This window comes from Glutamicibacter sp. BW80, assembly GCF_002332385.1.
Classification (GTDB): domain Bacteria; phylum Actinomycetota; class Actinomycetes; order Actinomycetales; family Micrococcaceae; genus Glutamicibacter.
Map to the genome: position 1 here is coordinate 117,426 of NZ_NRGV01000050.1, position 15,512 is coordinate 132,937.

Genomic DNA, 15,512 nt, shown 5'->3' on the forward strand with positions numbered 1-15,512 from the left:
TGACGGCGCTTAGCCAGCGCCTAAGTGAAACCGGCTCATACCCCATGGTCGTGATCCGGATTGAATCTTGCTTGATCCATCAACGACACTACGAGGACGCTCCGACACTTTAGCCTCACAGTAAATTTTCAGCTCCCGAGAAGTTCCGCCCCTGCCTCGGCTTAGCTCGCGCTTCCGGCAAAGGACTGCCCCTCGACTTCAAGTTGACCATGTAGCCGAAGGGCAGTCCTCTGGGCTCTCAGTAACCGGAAGCAGCCTGCCGGTACTGGCGGAGGACCCGGCTGTCCGGTTCGCTTGTCGCCAGCAGGGCCTCATTGGTTGGCCAGAGCGGCAATACTCCGCTTAACACTCCCGCCGCCTGGCGCGCTGCCCCATCGGCAACGTACTCCCCGGGTTCCGGAACGCTTACCGGCAGGCCCAGCACACTGGCCGAAATTTCCTGCAGTGCAACCGAACGCGCCGCCCCACCGACCAGCACAATACGCTCGGCCAGCACCCCCAAGTCCGTCAGTGCCTTCAGCCCGTCCGCCAGCGAACAGATAATCCCCTCGAAGGCGGCTCGAGCCAGATTCTGGGCGGTGAAGTTCTCCAAGGTCAGCCCGTGCAGCGAGCCTGTAGCGTCGGGCAGATTAGGGGTTCGTTCCCCCTCAAAGTAAGGGATCAGGCTCAAACCTTCGGCACCGGCAGGCGCAGTCAATGCCAGCTGGGACAGTTGCGGAAGATCGACTTTCAGCAGCGCCGCCGTCGCATCCAGCACGCGGGAGGCATTCAAGGTGCAAGCCAGTGGCAGGTAGCTGCCGGTGGCATCGGCGAATCCGGCCACCAGCCCCGAACGATCCCCGGTAGGCTGGTCGGACACGGTGAATACCGTCCCGGAGGTGCCAACCGAGATCACCACGGTGCCCAGCGTGGCGTTCACGCCTAATCCCGCTCCGGCGTTATCGCCGCAGCCGGGGCCGATCAGCATTCCAGATGAGGTCAACTGTCCGACTTCCAATGGCGCCAGGACCTTTGGCAGGACCGGCACATGCCCTAGGGTGCGTTCGAGCACCTCTGGAAGATACTCGCCGGTGCTCGGTGACCAGTACCCGGTTCCCGAGGCATCCGAACGGTCGGTGCGCAACGCGGCTAGGCCTTCGGCACCGCTGCCTGGGCCAAATCCTGCCAGGCGCCAGCTGAGCCAATCGTGAGGTAGGCATACCGCGGCAGTGCGCGCGGCGTTCTCTGGTTCCGCGGTAGCCAGCCACAACAGCTTGGTCGCGGTGAGTGAGGCCACCGGGATGGTTCCAATGCTTCGCGCCCAATACTCGGCGCCGAATTCTTCGACGAGCTGCCGAGCTGCGCCCGCGGAGCGAGTGTCATTCCACAGCAAGGCCGGACGAACTACCGCGCCGTCGGCGTCGAGGCAAACCATGCCATGTTGCTGGCCTGCCACCGAAATAGCCGAGACATCCTCCAAACCGCCGGCCTCTTCGATGGCTTGCTGTAGTGCCGTCCACCAGTGCTCTGGGTCGATCTCGGTGCCCGATGGATGGCGCGCGGAGCCCTGTCGGATAAGGGCTCCGGAACCGGCGTCACGAATGACGACCTTACAAGATTGGGTGGAGCTATCCACTCCGGCAACCAGCTGCATTTAGATAACTTTCGGGCTTGGGATGAATAACAGCGCCGCGCCCCCGGATCTGGCAACAGAACCGGGGACGCGGTCAAACTTTTCTTGTAAAAACCTCAGGCTTAGCGTGCGCCCATCAGGTGTTCCAAGGCCAGCTGGTTCAAGCGGATGAACCCGAAGGAACGCTCGGCGGCAGCGTCTGCATCAAAGCCTTCGAATGCCGACGTATCCGCCAGCAGATCCGCGGTGGTTTCGCCGGCGGCCAGAGTGCTTTCGCCCAGCTCGAAGACGCCTGCGGTCTTCAGCGCTTCCTGCACCTCTGGGTTGGCGCGGAATGCGGTAGCGCGTTCCTTGAGCAACAAGTACATGGACATATTCGCCTTGGCAGAGTCCCATACACCGTCATAGCCGTCGGTTCGCGATGGCTTGTAGTCGAAGTGGCGTGGACCGTTGTAGGTTGGCCCGCCGTTCGGGAATCCATTTTCAAGCAGGTCGACAGTGAAGAAGGCGCTGGTAAGATCGCCGTGGCCGAAGACGAGGTCCTGGTCGTACTTTATTCCGCGCTGTCCGTTGAGGTCGATGTGGAACAGCTTTTCTGCCCAAAGCGCCTGCGCGATGCCGTGCGTGAAGTTCAATCCTGCCATCTGTTCATGGCCGGTTTCCGGGTTAACGCCTACGATATCGCCGTGCTCAAGCTCGGCAATGAAAGCCAGCGCGTGGCCTACCGTGGGCAGGAAGATGTCACCGCGTGGCTCGTTTGGCTTAGGTTCCAGCGCAAGGCGCAGCCCGTAGTTCTTTTCCTTGATGTAGGCGGCAACGGTATCAACGCCTTCCTTCATGCGGTCAAGTGAAGAAGACAGATCCTTGGATCCGTCGTATTCGCTGCCTTCGCGGCCACCCCACATGACAAAAGTTTCGGCACCCATCTCGGCAGCGAGGTCAATGTTTGCCAACACCTTGCGCAAGGCATAGCGGCGAATGGAGCGATCGTTGGAAGTGAAGCCGCCGTCCTTGAAGACCGGATGGCTGAACAGGTTGGTGGTAACCATTGGGACCTTCAAACCGGTCGTTTCCAAGGCTCCACGGAAATCCTTGAGGATACTCTCGCGTTCTGCTGCCGTTGCATCAAACGGGATCAGGTCGTTGTCGTGGAAGGTAATACCGTAAGCACCCAGCTCGCTGAGCCGATTGACCGCTTCGACCGGGTTGAGCGCCTGGCGGGTTGGCGTGCCGAACGGATCGTTCCCGGTCCATCCCACCGTCCATAGGCCAAAGGTGAAACGGTCTGCTGGCGTTGGTTGCAAAGTCATGCGTACTCCTGAATGATTTGTAGTTAGCAACAACTTATTGCAGAACGATCCTCAGAGTCAAGGAAAACTTCCCCCTCATTCGCGAATAAACGAAATTGGCAGCGTTTCTCCACCAAGTAAAACAAGGGGTATAGACTTGATGTAGCGCCCTAACTCCTATAAGTTTACGTTTACAACTTATGGGAATTTTGATTGTCCATTTCCTTGAAACGCGGCAATCTTCTGCCGGGCCCGTGCCGCATGGCATCCCGTCGTCACGTCGCGTGGCTTGCAAGCGCAAGAACGGTCATTGGGAGCGGCAACGTAGTTGATAAAATGGCGAAAGTTTGAAGATGTTCCAACGACTGACAAGACGGACGCCACTGGTGCTCGTGGCTCGTTACCCCTGCCCAGCCGATTGAATTTATGGCACTCGGTCGCTGGCCGCCGTTGCTCATCCATCAGCTAGCCAGCTCAGCCTAAGAATGAAGAATTGAAGGACACTAGATGACGGCCTCACCCCGTGCGTCCAAGGCGGTGCAGAGCCCTGAAACCATGCGGCGCAATAATCTGTCTGTCATTCTCACTTTGTTGCACCGCGAAGGCAGGCTATCGCGTGCCCAACTTACCGAGCGCACCGGTTTTAACCGTTCCACGGTCGGCGCACTAGTCGCCGAACTTTGCGAGCTGGGGCTGGTCTTCGAAAGCGAGCCACAAGCAGCTGGCAGGGCTGGCCGGCCCAGCCCGCTCGTTCATCCCAACGACAAAGTCGTCGCGGTCGCCATCAACCCGGACATCGATGCCGTGCATGTTGGGCTTGTCGGGCTCGGCGGCAAGGTCCATCGCAGAATTCGCTATGAAGCCGCCGCGAAACCGACTCCTGTTGAAACCGCCAACATCAGCAAGGCAATTCTTGACGGCATGCGCGCGGATATCGATGTGCTGGATCGCATCGTCGCCGTGGGCGTAGCGGTGCCCGCTCTGGTGCAAGACAGCGACGGAAAGATCCTCCTCGCACCGCACCTGCAATGGGCGAATGAATCCTTGTCGTCATTGCTGGAACCCGCGCTCGGACTTCCGCTACTCGTAGGAAACGACGCAACCCTAGGCTCCGTTGCCGAAAGCATTCACGGTGCCGCGCAAGGTTACGCCAATGTGCTCTATCTCAATGGAAGCGCCAGTGGCATTGGCGGCGGCATCCTCACCGGCGGTGCCCCGCTTCGTGGAGCCTCGGGCTTTGCCGGAGAACTGGGGCATACCTTGGTCAGAACCGGCGGGGTCCTCTGCCATTGCGGGCGCCGAGGTTGCCTCGATGCCGAGGTGCGGGTTGAAAGTCTCTTGGATATCCTCCAGTTCGACAGCGCCGACCTAGACTCTCTTGAGCAGGCAATTGCCGGCAATGAGTCCGCGCAGCTTCACCAAGAAATCGACCGGCAGATTGATCTGCTGTCCGTGGCGCTTACCAATTTCGTTAATATATTCAACCCAGAAATGATCGTCCTTGGCGGTTTCTTGGGAACCATCTACGCAATGCGCGCCGAACGGTTGACCGATGCGGTCTCCAGCGGCCCCATTGCAGGGCTAGGCCGCGAGGTCAGAATCAGAAAGGCTGTGCTGGGTTCGGATCTATTGCTCATTGGCGCCGCCGAATTGGCATTCGCCCGGTTGCTTTCGGACCCAGCCGGGTACAGGGCCGCGGACCAGACGCCCTAGCGGTTTGCCTGCCGCTGCCCGTAGCCTCGGGCCGACAATGCCGCGGTCAGCTGGTCAACAGTTGGCGCACCTTGCAGCCCATCCGGCGTCGGATAGATGCGGCAAGCGAGTTCGCGCGTAGTCGCCGCCGGAAAAAGATCAATGCCTCCTGCAATGATCGTTGGGGAACCGGCAAAACCAGTGCCACGCGTCTCGGCGCTCGTTTTCAAAACGTGTTGCAGTATCGTCGTGTTCCTGACCCCGAGTGCTTCTAGGGCAGCGCCCAGTCGCTCGGCCGCAAGGGCGGAGTTGGGGCAATTCTCGATAACCAACAATTCGATGCGCATACGTACATTCTCCTCGAAGGATCCAGAGATCCAGGAAGTTCTGGATTCGCTATCCCGGCTGCCACACGGCTAAGCGATGCGGGGATTCACGGTGCACAAACGCTTAACCCAGCGACACGCTGAGATGAAAACAATTCCTAGCCAGCACGTAGTTGCTGTTGCAGAATTCAAGTATGGGCACCAACGACGAAATCGATCATGGCCGCGACACGCTACGCTACGTCAGGCTAGCTCTGCTGGTCCTACCGCTTTTACTGGTTGTTGCCATCGTGATTTATGGGCTTTTAAACGGAAAAGTTGAAGACTCGATCAGTTCCTACTACTTGGGACCTAGCCGGGACCTATTCGTCGCAATGCTTGTCGCCACCGGAGTAATGCTCGTAGTTTACAAAGGCGCGCCCCTGGAGGACTATGCCCTGAACCTTGCCGGTTTCTACGCGATATTTGTAGCCTTGGTTCCAACCCGGCTGGGCGAGACGCTCTCCACGCTGACCCCACACGGTCAACTACAGCTGATCCGCTCCGTGCAAATATCGGTGTTTGCCGTCCTCGTGGTTTCCGCGGTATTTGTCTGGCTTGAATGGAAAACTAGCAAGTGGTCGCCGCGCTCGTTGCACTTCAGCACGCTCAGTAAAACTTTGACCCTCGTCAGTACCGTGCTGCTGATCGCGTTTATCGGCTTGCTGTTGTGGCGCAGCATCGAAGGCACAGACTTTGCCGGTGTTCACTATGCTGCCGCGTTTCTATTGATTATCAGCATGGGAGTAGCCATCGCCAGCCATCTGGGGCGCGAAGACCTCTGCGACACCGATACCAGCGGTGGGCGTTCAACCCAGTACGCCGTCTTGCTGGTACTCATGGCTTTGGGCATCGTCGGATGGCTCGTGCTTACCCTCATGGGCGTAGCGCAGGCGCTATTTATCATCGAGTGGTACGAGATCGGCCTCTTCACCTATTTCTGGTATTTGGAATCTCGAAGACTGTGGAACCACCCCGCGCAGGCATAGGCCCCAACAGTGGATCCCTTTAGCGCCCTAGGCGGGCGTGAGGCTTCAAACATCCGGCAGGAATACTCAAAGGCAAAGGCCCCGATTCTCGCAATGAGAACCGGGGCCTTTTGAAAGCTCCTCCAACTGGACTTGAACCAGTAACCCTTCGATTAACAGTCGAATGCTCTGCCAATTGAGCTATGGAGGAATGCAACGAGATATAACTTTACCCGACGCTCAACCAAAAACCAAAACTGGCCGCTCAGGTCCCACGGAGGATTCGGCGACGCATCTCAAGTTCCATAAGTTCGCGGTTGATCTGGGTGTATTCCTCCCCTTCGGGTTCCATTTCGGCCCGCTGCAACCGGCCAATGAGCTCGGCTTTGCGATGTGTGATTTGAAGCTCAATCAGCCCATTGATGATGTCTGAACAATAGCGGGACAAGTTGTGCTCATCGGAGGCCGGAATGCTGGTCACCGCAAGCTCGGAGACGAAAGAACGCAACTGTTCGGGCACCTCATCACGAATCACCTCGACCCACGACGATGCCGAAGCGCCTACCGCACTGGCAGCCACCACCCCGTCGTGTACGGCAGCGTGCGCCGGAGCCATGAAGCGGGCCTCGTAAAAGGCTTGCCACTGCTCTTCACTGAGCCGGTGAGGTTGCTGAATGACAACTTCCAGCGCCTGACGCTCCAAACGCATCACCGGATCACGCTTGTCGGGACGTTCGAAGGCGTTGCCGGGCTGCTCTTGCGCCTCCCCCGCAGCCTGGGCGCTACCGGCGGCCGCCTGGGTGTTCTTAGGCAGCCGGGCGCGTTTGATGGAGGCGGCAACCGAACGGTTCACGTCTTCATTGTTCATGCCCAGCCAGCCGGCCAGTTCACGCGCGTAGGCCGGACGGATCGACGAGTCACGAATCTGCGCGAGGATCGGTGCGGTCTGCCGCAGGGCCTGCACACGGCCTTCAACGGTGTCCAGATTGAACTTCTTCAGCTCCGCGCGGATCGCGAACTCGAAGAGCGGGCGCTTGAGCTCGATCAGTTCACGCACCGCTTCATCCCCGCGATGCAAACGCAGATCGCAGGGATCCGCACCGGTCGGCTCAACGCACACATAGGTTTGCGCGATAAAACGCTGGTCTTCTTCGAAGGCACGCAAAGCCGCCTTCTGCCCGGCGGCATCGCCGTCAAAGGTGAAGATCACTTCGCCACCGGTACCGTCATCCTGCAAAAGCCGCCTGGCGATCTTGATGTGGTCGGTGCCGAAGGCGGTGCCACAGGTCGCCACCGCCGTGGTGATCCCCGCAAGGTGGCAGGCCATCACGTCGGTGTAGCCTTCGACAACGACGATTTGCCTGGTCTTGGAAATCTGTTTTTTAGCCAGATCCAGCCCGTAGAGCACCTGCGATTTCTTATACAGCTGGGTCTCGGGGGTGTTCAGGTATTTAGGGCCCTGATCATCCTCGTAGAGTTTGCGCGCGCCGAAGCCAATCGTGGCACCTGACAGGTCGCGGATGGGCCATACCAGCCGGCCACGGAACCGGTCGTAGATCCCGCGGTTGCCTTCCGAGAACATGCCGGTGAGTTTGAGTTCCTCGTCGGCAAAACCCTTTGAACGCAGGTGCTTGAGCAGCGCGTCCCACCCCTTGGGTGCGTACCCCACGGAGAAATCGGCTGCCGCCTGAGGCTCGAAGCCGCGCCCGTTCAGGAATTCTCGAGCGGTTTGCGCCTCGTCGCTGGCTAGCTGGGTGCGGAAGAATTCCTCGGCCACCTTATGGGCGTCGACCAGTCGCTGGCGCTTACCGTATTCTTCGCGGCGGGGCCCGGTTCCGCCATCCTCATAATGCAGCTCGTAGTTGATGCGAGCCGCCAGGGATTCAACGGTCTCGGTGAATGAAGAGTGGTCCATCTTCTGGATGAACGCAATCACGTCCCCGGACTCGCCACAGCCGAAGCAGTGGAAGGTTCCCAGCTGAGGGCGGATATGGAAGGAAGGACTGCGTTCATCGTGGAACGGGCACAGGCCCTTGTAGGAGCCCACGCCCGCGGATTTGAGCGTGACATAGGATTCGACGACCTCACGAAGGTCGATGCGGTTACGCACCTCGTCGATGTCTTCTCGTTTAATCAGCCCTGCCATGTTTCCCATTCTAAGAAGTTGCGCGCCGCCTAGGCTGCGCGCGTCACGGGCTGTGCATGATGCTCAGCCTAGAAAAGCTTCGGTTCGAAACTCTCGCCCTTGACCAGCGCCGTGTGCCATTCCAGGGCCGAAGCGTCGGTCAACGAGGCGACCTGATCGATGATCACCCGCAAACGTTCATGCGAGTCCGCCGCGTCCTTGTAGTCGGCGGCGAAGATGGAATCGAGGTATTTGTCTTCCTTATCGGATAACAACTCCACCAGGTCGGTGAGTATTTCCCGCTGCCGCGCATAGATTGGCTGGCGCTCTTCGTTGGTCATCACGAAGTTCGCGGCAATCCCCTTCATCACCGCGATCTCGTGTTCGGTTTCCTCGGGAACGATCAGCTGTGCGTTGTACCGGGTCAGGCTTCCCTGCCCGTACTCGCTGCGCGTGGCGTCCATGGCCGCCTGGCAGAACCGTCCGATGAATTGGCTGGTCATATCCTTGAGCGCCGCTCGTGCCCGGCGTGAGCCGTCGGCGTGCGATACCCACTCGGCCGAGGCTTCCAGGCGAGCCAATGCCGCCTCGATATCTGACTCGTTCGTGGTGGGCAGGTACCAGTCCTTGGTCACTTGCAGGGCGCGGTCCCTTTGCGCGGATTCGAGCAGCCAGCGCAGTTGCAGGCGCCCTCCGACTATCGCGTCTTCCACGTCATGCACCGAGTAGGAGATGTCATCGGCCAGATCCATGACTTGGCCTTCCATGCACACCTGGCCGAGCACCGAATCCGGGCCGCTGCGCAGCCAGTCGAAGACCGGCCGGTCATCGGTATAGACGCCGAATTTCTTCGTCTTCTTCCCGTTTCGCATCGGCGCATCTTCACGCAGCCAAGGGTACTTGCACGAGGCGTCCAAGGCAGCTCGTGAAAGGTTCAGCCCGGCCGAATGGCCGTTATGACGGAAGGTCTTGGTCTCCAGCCGAGTGAGCAGGCGCAGGGTCTGCGCATTGCCTTCGAAACCACCGATGTCCTTGGACAGCTTGTTCAAGGCTTTCTCACCGTTGTGGCCGAAGGGCGGGTGGCCTAGGTCGTGGGCCAGGCACGCGGTGTCTACGATGTCGGGATCGCAGCCCAAGGCGGCCCCGAGTTCGCGTCCCACCTGCGCCACTTCCAGGGAGTGGGTCAGCCTGGTCCGCACGAAATCGTTCAGCGTGGGTGAGACCACCTGGGTTTTGGCGCCCAGCCGGCGCAGCGCCGAGGAGTGCAAAACCCGGGCGCGATCACGTGCGAACGCGGTGCGATACGACTTCTTAGCCGGTTCGGGCACCCAACGTTCCTGATCAGCTTCGGTATATCCGTTGATCTCGGTCATATGAAGAGTCTAGTGACTTTTTGGGTCACTCGTTCACTTATCCACCGGAGATGTCTAACTCAGCTGCCTTGATCATGACTCGATGCTCATCGGACATCTCACGCGAGCTCAGCCAGCCGTCTGGCAGGTGGGTTTTCTTCGGCGTTCCGGCACGTCCACGGGTCCCCTCGGCGGCAGAGCCCGGGTAGCCCAAATCCAGATCGAGTTCATTCAGCAGTTCGCGCAGGCGCTCCAAGGACGGCACCTGGGCCAGCTGGGCGCGGATATCGCCGCCCACCGGATAGCCCTTGAAGTACCAGGCAATATGCTTGCGGATGTCGCGCATCCCCTTGCCTTCATCCTCGAAGTACTCGGCCAGCAGCTCTCCGTGGCGGTACACGGTGTCCGCCACTTCGCGCACGCCGGGGCGGAAACGCTGCGGCCGCCCTTCGAAAGCGGCCTGCAGATCGCCGAAAAGCCACGGGCGCCCCTGGCAGCCGCGGCCCACCACGATGCCGTCGACTCCGGTCTGCTCGACCATCTCGATGGCGTCTTCGGCACTGAAGATGTCTCCATTGCCCAGCACCGGAATATCCGGCAGGGCTTCGCGCAAGGTGGCGATGGCTTCCCAGTCGGCCTTTCCTGCGTAGTACTGGCGGGAGGTGCGGCCGTGCAGGGTGACTGCGGCGGCGCCGTGGTCACGAGCGATTTTGGCCGACTCGATGTACGTCAGGTGGTCCTCGTCGATGCCCTTGCGCATCTTGATGGTCAACGGCACCTCGCCCTTGGCTGCCTCGGAGGTGGCCGCTTCGATAATGGAGGTGAAAAGGTCCGTCTTCCACGGCAGCGCAGCGCCACCGCCCTTGCGGGTGACCTTCGGGACCGGGCAACCGAAATTCAGGTCGATATGGTCGGCGCGGTCTTCGTCGATGACCATGCGCACCGCGGCGCGCACGGTATTCGGGTCCACACCGTAAATCTGGATGGAGCGCAGCTCCTCATCCTCGTCGTGGGAGATGATGCGCATCGACTCGGCGTTTCGCTCCACCAGGGCGCGTGCGGTGACCATTTCGGTTACATACACGCCGCCACCGTATTCACGGCACAGTCGACGGAACGCTCGGTTGGTGATGCCAGCCATGGGGGCCAGGATCACCGGGGTTTCGATGGTGTGCTTGCCCAGCTGTAGCGGGGGCAGCTCAAGGGCCGGAACGTCGGTCGACTCGGTGGTTTGGGTAGCAGAAAGGATCGTCACACAACCATTATCTCAAACCCGAGCAAATCTCGGGTGAGATCTATATCAAATCGCAACCATGCGTAGCTTGATTATCTTATATCTAACAGGCAGAATTATGGGATGACAAGTAATTATTCGCGCGTACGGCTGTCATTGATAGCCCTTGGTGCGCTCTGTGTGGCATTGGTTATAGCCGCCCTGATCTCCGTTGCCCTGCGCCCCGCGGCCCCGTTGCTTTCTGAGGACACGCCGGAGGGCGTCGTCCAGCGCTACGTCATGGCGGTCGCCGACGCCGATATGGATACCGCGAAGAATTTCGTTCTGAATGCCGCAGACAAGCAGCTCTGCGATCCGGTGTCTGCAGAGCTGCGCGACCCAGAGGTGAGCCTGATAAAAACCGTGATCACCGGCAACAGCGCCGAGGTCCACGTGACCTTCAACGATGATGCCAGTGCTGTCTACGATTCCTTCTTCGGCATGTACGCGTACCAGGATTCCTTCCAGCTGGCCCTGGCCGGCTCGGAGTGGAAAATCCAGGTTGCCCCATGGCAGGTCAACATGTGCACCGACGAAGAAATGCTGGGGTACTAGTCATGAGCAACCCCACCTCGCAACGGCCCAATCACGCGGTGCCCGGGCAAACGGTGACCAGCCTTCGCCAATTGATTCTGCACGGCTTGTTGTTCATTTTGCTCATGGTCCTCGGCTCGGGACTTTCGACCCTGATCTCAATGCTCTTGCGTGGCTTCGTTCCGGCCTACAGCGGGTCCACCGAACTCGCGGTGGGACTGTCTTTCACCTTGATCGCCGGCCCCCTCACCTGGCTGCTGTGGCGCACGGTCCGAAAAAACCTCCAACAGGTCAATCCGGTTGACGCCGCTATCTGGTCCTTGCAGGCCGCGGCCGTGTACGTGCTTGCCCTGGCAATGTCTTCAATATCGTTCCTCCGATTATTCGCCGAGCTGGTGGACCCCAGGAACGGCACCGGCTGGCAGTCGCTGCTGGGCGCCGGATTGGGTTGGGGCCTGGTTTTTGTGTGGCAGTACCGCTTGATCAATAGCCCGAAGTACGCGCCCACTGAGCTCGCCTCGCTCGCTCCCGCGCTGGGTTCTGCCTACGCCCTGGTACTGGCCGGCATTTCGGCCGCGTACTTGGTGCAGCGTGCCGTCAGCGAGCTCCTTTCACCGCAGGAAATCCTGCTCGGAGCGCCCACCGCTCTCCCCCAGTTATTGGCGGCTGCAGTCTGGACGTTTGGCGCACTCATCCTATGGTGGTGGCATTGGACAGTGCAGCGCGTGCACAGCATGGTTGATGATTTTACGGATTTCAGCTACGTCATCATCGGAATTTCTTTGCCCGCGGTGTTCTCGCTGCTCTGCGCGGCGGGGCTGCTGTCCCTACTGCTCCCGCTACCCGTGGGGTCGGACACCTGGGTCGAGGACCTCACCATCGACGGCCCGCCATTAATCGCCGGGCTGCTGGCCAGTTTAATCGTGTGGATCTATCATCAGGCAAAATTGAACACACGTGGCACGTGGTCAGCGGAGGTTTCCCGGCAGATCGTTAGCGGCGCCGCACTGGCCATCGGCGCCAGCGGTTTGGGCATGGTCATCAATGCCCTTCTGGCCTCGCTCGCGGTTCCGTTCTCCACAGGCACCTCGGCATTGGTGCTCCGCGCCGGAATCGCGTTTCTGGTTGTCGGCGCGCTAGCTTGGGTGTTTTTCTTCCGCCCCATGGCACCTGCCAAACCGGCCTCCCGACGCGTCTACCTGGTGATGTTCTTCGGTTGCAGTGCACTGGTGGCCCTGATTTCGCTGCTTGTTGTTGGCTACCGAATCTTCGAATTCCTGCTGGTTAGCACCGGCTCGGGAAGCCTCTTGGAGATGATCCGAGCACCTTTCGGCTGGCTAGTTGCCACCGCGCTGGTTGCCACGTACCACTTCTTCTTGTGGCGTTCGGATCGCCAGCTGCTGAGCTCCGTGTCCTCGGAGAATCTCCCGGCAGCCGAAATTGCACGCAGCCTGATGATCGTTGCGCCGCAAGGCTCCGATTACCTGCTCGAAGGACTGCGTCAACTGAAGCACATCCAACTTCACTGGGTGCCCTGCACAGGCACTGCTCCTGCGCAGGACGCCCTGGACCAGCTGCTCACTGAAGTCTCCACCCGAATCGATTCTGAAGCGTCCGGGCTGCTGGTAACCGTTGATTCTTCCGGCAAAGCGCAATTCGTCTCACTGGCCTGAGCCCAGATGCGACCCGAATAGGGAAATTCCAGCCCCGGTTGCGACCTGCTTCTCCCCGCCATCGTGCCCTATTTCAGGGCACGATGGCGGTTTTTTATCTCAATGCATTTGCTCAGCGCCAGCCGATGGATCAAATAGAGCATTTCATGCACACCGCGTGAAGCGCGGTACGCCTGCCGCTCGAGCAAGGCGTTTCAGCGAAGTTAGTTAGGGCACCCAACGCTGGGTCCTCCAACCCAAATTTCTTCATAGCTCGTCCATCATTCCAAGCCGGCGACCGGTTATTCGACCGAGGGGCCACGGGGTCCTCGTCGTAATCTTGCGATACTTCCGAATAAGAAGATGATACTGTTTTCTTTTGTGCCATCAGATAGGTGAGCATTACCTAACTCAAGAAGGTCTGATGCGAACTCCGACGCAGATCTCCGCAGAGCCCGAGGAATTAATCCCAGGGGTCGAACCCGCTCCGGCGACCGATGAGGCCGTCGCGTCCCTGCCTGGCCTTGCTGCCCCCGAAGCAAATTCAACTGAAACCCGTACCGGTTTAGCTGCGAGCAATGCGACCCGCGCGGTTGGATTCGCGCTAGCACTCGCAGCGCTCGGCGTATCGGTGCTCTTGTCGCTCGCTGTTGGCGCTAAGTGGATTCCGGCCGTCGAGGTATTCCGGGGTTTAGCAGGCCTGGGCACCCAGGAAAATTTAGTGATACTCAACGAACTGCGCGTACCGCGTACGTTGGTCGGCCTCATGGCTGGGCTGGCGCTAGCCGTGGGCGGCGCGTTGATCCAGGCCTTGACCCGCAATCCGCTAGCTGACCCGGGAATTCTTGGTGTCAACGCGGGTGCCGCCTTCGCGGTTGTCCTTGCAGTTGCCGTATTCGGCATCGTCTCCATTGCCGATTACATCTGGTTCGCATTCGGTGGCGCAATCATCACCACGGTGCTGGTGTATCTCATTGGCTCCCGTGGACGGTCCGGCGCTACACCGATCAAGCTGACCCTCTCGGGAGTTGCCTTGGGCGCCATGCTCGGCGGGATCTCAAGTGGCATCACGTTATTAAACCCGGAGGCATTCGACCGGATGCGGTATTGGGGCGCCGGTACCTTGAACAACCGGACCTTGGATATGGTCTGGGTGATCCTGCCTTTTGTCGTGGCAGGATTATGCCTGGCCTTTTTCTGCACACGCTCGCTCAATGCGGTTTCGCTGGGTGAGGACATGGCCCGCGCATTGGGAAGCAACGTTACGCGAACCCGCGTAGCGGTCATCGTTGCGGTGACATTGTTGTGCGGCGCCGCCACCGCGGCTGCCGGCCCCATCGGGTTCGTGGGGCTGATGGTTCCGCACATCGCCCGATGGATCGTCGGCGCGGATCAACGGTGGATTGTCCTCTATAGCCTGGCGTTGGGACCGGTGCTGCTTTTGGTCTCGGACGTCATCGGCCGCGTAGTTGCTCCGCCCGGTGAGTTGCAGGTCGGCATCGTGACGGCCTTCGTGGGCGCGCCGGTGCTGATCTGGCTGGTCCGCCGAAAGCAGGTCAGCGGGCTATGACCACCACGGGCAACACTCTCGCTTCCGCTCAACGCGTGGATTTCGGGCTAGGGCACACGGTGCTTTCATCGCCTGGCGGCCGCTTCTCGCTCCGCGTGCAGCGCCGTTCGATCCTCGTCTGCGCGATCTTTGCTGCGCTCGGTCTCGTGCTAGCACTCTGGGCCCTAGCCACAGGTGAAATAACTTTCTCGGCCACAGAGCTTCTGCGTGCGCTGCTCGGCACCGGCAGCAGCTCGAGCGAGCTGGTGGTGCTCTCCTGGCGCTTGCCGCGGGTAGTCATGGCCCTGGCGCTTGGCGCGGCCTTGGGTATCAGCGGAGCGATTTTCCAGTCGCTGACTCGGAACCCTTTGGGCAGCCCGGACATCATCGGGTTCAACACCGGCGCATACACCGGCGCCTTGGCGATTATTTTTCTCGCTGGCGGAGGATATTTCCAGATTGCCGCTGGGGCACTTCTCGGAGGCCTGCTGACGGCTGCATTGGTATATCTCTTGGCTTATCGCCGCGGGTCCCAAGGTTTCCGGTTGATCATCGTCGGGATTGCAATCAGCGCCATTCTCGCGTCGCTGAATACTTGGCTGATCCTGCGTGCCGGGCTCGAAGAAGCGATGTCCGCGGCCGTCTGGGGCGCCGGGTCGCTCAATGCGATGGGGTGGGAGCACGCACAACCGGCGCTGCTCGCGGTCACCGTCTTTTTCATCGCCGCCGCCATGCTGGCCCCGCGGATGCACATGCTGGAGATGGGAGACGACGCCGCCAGCGCGTTGGGCATTCGAGTTGAGCCCGCCAGGCTCCTGCTGATGGTGGTCGGCGTCGGCTTCACCGCACTGGCCACGGCCGCCGCCGGGCCTATTTCGTTTATCGCCCTGGCCGCACCCCAAGTAGCCCGGCGTTTAACGCGCAGCGCGGGAGTCCGCATGGGCTCATCGGCCATTCTCGGTGCGGTGCTCTTGCTTTTCAGCGACCTGATGGCCCAGCGCCTGGTTCCGGAGACCGCGCTACCGGTCGGCGTGGTCACGGTCAGCGTAGGCGGCATTTATTTGATCTGGCTCTTGCTCCGCGAGGCGAAACGAAGTTGAA

The 15,512-nt window shown here is 60.1% G+C and carries 12 protein-coding genes and 1 tRNA gene; 6 read left to right on the top strand and 7 right to left on the bottom strand.

The window, feature by feature from the left end:
* Positions 1–238: 238 nt before the first annotated feature.
* Positions 239–1,633 carry an FGGY family carbohydrate kinase gene (locus CIK76_RS13840; protein WP_096287443.1) on the bottom strand — a complete coding sequence of 465 codons (1,395 nt, stop codon included), beginning with the start codon at positions 1,631–1,633 and terminating at the stop codon, positions 239–241.
* Between the two features lie 101 nt (positions 1,634–1,734).
* Positions 1,735–2,922, bottom strand: a complete 1,188-nt coding sequence (xylA, locus tag CIK76_RS13845; protein ID WP_096287445.1) for a xylose isomerase — start codon at positions 2,920–2,922, stop codon at positions 1,735–1,737.
* Between the two features lie 486 nt (positions 2,923–3,408).
* On the opposite strand from xylA, the gene CIK76_RS13850 reads away from it, so the two are divergent.
* Positions 3,409–4,614, top strand: a complete 1,206-nt coding sequence (locus CIK76_RS13850) for an ROK family transcriptional regulator (protein ID WP_096287447.1) — start codon at positions 3,409–3,411, stop codon at positions 4,612–4,614.
* On the opposite strand, the gene CIK76_RS13855 is transcribed toward CIK76_RS13850, so the two are convergent.
* Positions 4,611–4,940, bottom strand: a complete 330-nt coding sequence (locus CIK76_RS13855; RefSeq protein ID WP_096287449.1) for a thioredoxin family protein — start codon at positions 4,938–4,940, stop codon at positions 4,611–4,613. The two genes, CIK76_RS13850 and CIK76_RS13855, sit on opposite strands and share 4 nt — an antisense overlap.
* Before the next feature lie 173 nt (positions 4,941–5,113).
* On the opposite strand from CIK76_RS13855, the gene CIK76_RS13860 reads away from it, so the two are divergent.
* The gene (locus tag CIK76_RS13860) at positions 5,114–5,947 is read left to right on the top strand and encodes a hypothetical protein (RefSeq protein WP_096287451.1); all 834 of its coding nucleotides are present in this window, start codon (positions 5,114–5,116) and stop codon (positions 5,945–5,947) included.
* A 117-nt stretch (positions 5,948–6,064) separates the two neighbouring features.
* On the opposite strand, the gene CIK76_RS13865 is transcribed toward CIK76_RS13860, so the two are convergent.
* From CIK76_RS13865 to dusB, 4 genes are all read right to left on the bottom strand, one after another.
* Positions 6,065–6,137, bottom strand: a tRNA-Asn gene (locus tag CIK76_RS13865).
* A 54-nt stretch (positions 6,138–6,191) separates the two neighbouring features.
* Entirely contained in the window at positions 6,192–8,072 is a 1,881-nt protein-coding gene (gene dnaG, locus CIK76_RS13870) for a DNA primase (RefSeq protein WP_096287453.1), read from the bottom strand.
* A 68-nt stretch (positions 8,073–8,140) separates the two neighbouring features.
* Positions 8,141–9,424, bottom strand: coding sequence for a deoxyguanosinetriphosphate triphosphohydrolase (locus tag CIK76_RS13875; protein WP_096287455.1), 1,284 nt, complete (start codon positions 9,422–9,424; stop codon positions 8,141–8,143).
* 37 nt (positions 9,425–9,461) lie between these two features.
* The gene (dusB, locus tag CIK76_RS13880; RefSeq protein WP_176484221.1) at positions 9,462–10,658 is read right to left on the bottom strand and encodes a tRNA dihydrouridine synthase DusB; all 1,197 of its coding nucleotides are present in this window, start codon (positions 10,656–10,658) and stop codon (positions 9,462–9,464) included.
* 102 nt (positions 10,659–10,760) lie between these two features.
* Here dusB and CIK76_RS13885 point away from each other — a divergent pair, with 102 nt between their 5' ends.
* The 4 genes from CIK76_RS13885 (at position 10,761) to fepG (ending at position 15,511) form a co-directional block, all read left to right on the top strand.
* Complete coding sequence (locus CIK76_RS13885; RefSeq protein WP_141393563.1) at positions 10,761–11,231, top strand: hypothetical protein; 471 nt, start codon at positions 10,761–10,763, stop codon at positions 11,229–11,231.
* 2 nt (positions 11,232–11,233) lie between these two features.
* A complete protein-coding gene (locus tag CIK76_RS13890) occupies positions 11,234–12,883 on the top strand; it encodes a DUF5671 domain-containing protein (protein WP_096287459.1) in 1,650 nt (549 codons plus the stop codon).
* Positions 12,884–13,286: 403 nt separating this feature from the next.
* A complete protein-coding gene (locus CIK76_RS13895; RefSeq protein ID WP_176484222.1) occupies positions 13,287–14,432 on the top strand; it encodes an iron chelate uptake ABC transporter family permease subunit in 1,146 nt (381 codons plus the stop codon).
* The gene (gene fepG / locus CIK76_RS13900; RefSeq protein ID WP_096287461.1) at positions 14,429–15,511 is read left to right on the top strand and encodes an iron-enterobactin ABC transporter permease; all 1,083 of its coding nucleotides are present in this window, start codon (positions 14,429–14,431) and stop codon (positions 15,509–15,511) included. Before CIK76_RS13895 ends, fepG begins: the two co-directional genes overlap by 4 nt.
* Position 15,512: the final 1 nt, after the last annotated feature.

Excerpts from the sequence above, each read along its gene's own strand:
- CIK76_RS13860 (WP_096287451.1), top strand. The coding sequence starts at position 5,114 with ATGGGCACCAACGACGAAATCGATCATGGCCGCGACACGCTACGCTAC.
- CIK76_RS13875 (WP_096287455.1), bottom strand. The coding sequence starts at position 9,424 with ATGACCGAGATCAACGGATATACCGAAGCTGATCAGGAACGTTGGGTG.
- CIK76_RS13885 (WP_141393563.1), top strand. The coding sequence starts at position 10,761 with ATGACAAGTAATTATTCGCGCGTACGGCTGTCATTGATAGCCCTTGGT.
- CIK76_RS13850 (WP_096287447.1), top strand. The coding sequence starts at position 3,409 with ATGACGGCCTCACCCCGTGCGTCCAAGGCGGTGCAGAGCCCTGAAACC.
- dnaG (WP_096287453.1), bottom strand. The coding sequence starts at position 8,072 with ATGGCAGGGCTGATTAAACGAGAAGACATCGACGAGGTGCGTAACCGC.
- fepG (WP_096287461.1), top strand. The coding sequence starts at position 14,429 with ATGACCACCACGGGCAACACTCTCGCTTCCGCTCAACGCGTGGATTTC.
- CIK76_RS13895 (WP_176484222.1), top strand. The coding sequence starts at position 13,287 with ATGCGAACTCCGACGCAGATCTCCGCAGAGCCCGAGGAATTAATCCCA.
- CIK76_RS13840 (WP_096287443.1), bottom strand. The coding sequence starts at position 1,633 with ATGCAGCTGGTTGCCGGAGTGGATAGCTCCACCCAATCTTGTAAGGTC.
- CIK76_RS13855 (WP_096287449.1), bottom strand. The coding sequence starts at position 4,940 with ATGCGCATCGAATTGTTGGTTATCGAGAATTGCCCCAACTCCGCCCTT.
- CIK76_RS13890 (WP_096287459.1), top strand. The coding sequence starts at position 11,234 with ATGAGCAACCCCACCTCGCAACGGCCCAATCACGCGGTGCCCGGGCAA.
- xylA (WP_096287445.1), bottom strand. The coding sequence starts at position 2,922 with ATGACTTTGCAACCAACGCCAGCAGACCGTTTCACCTTTGGCCTATGG.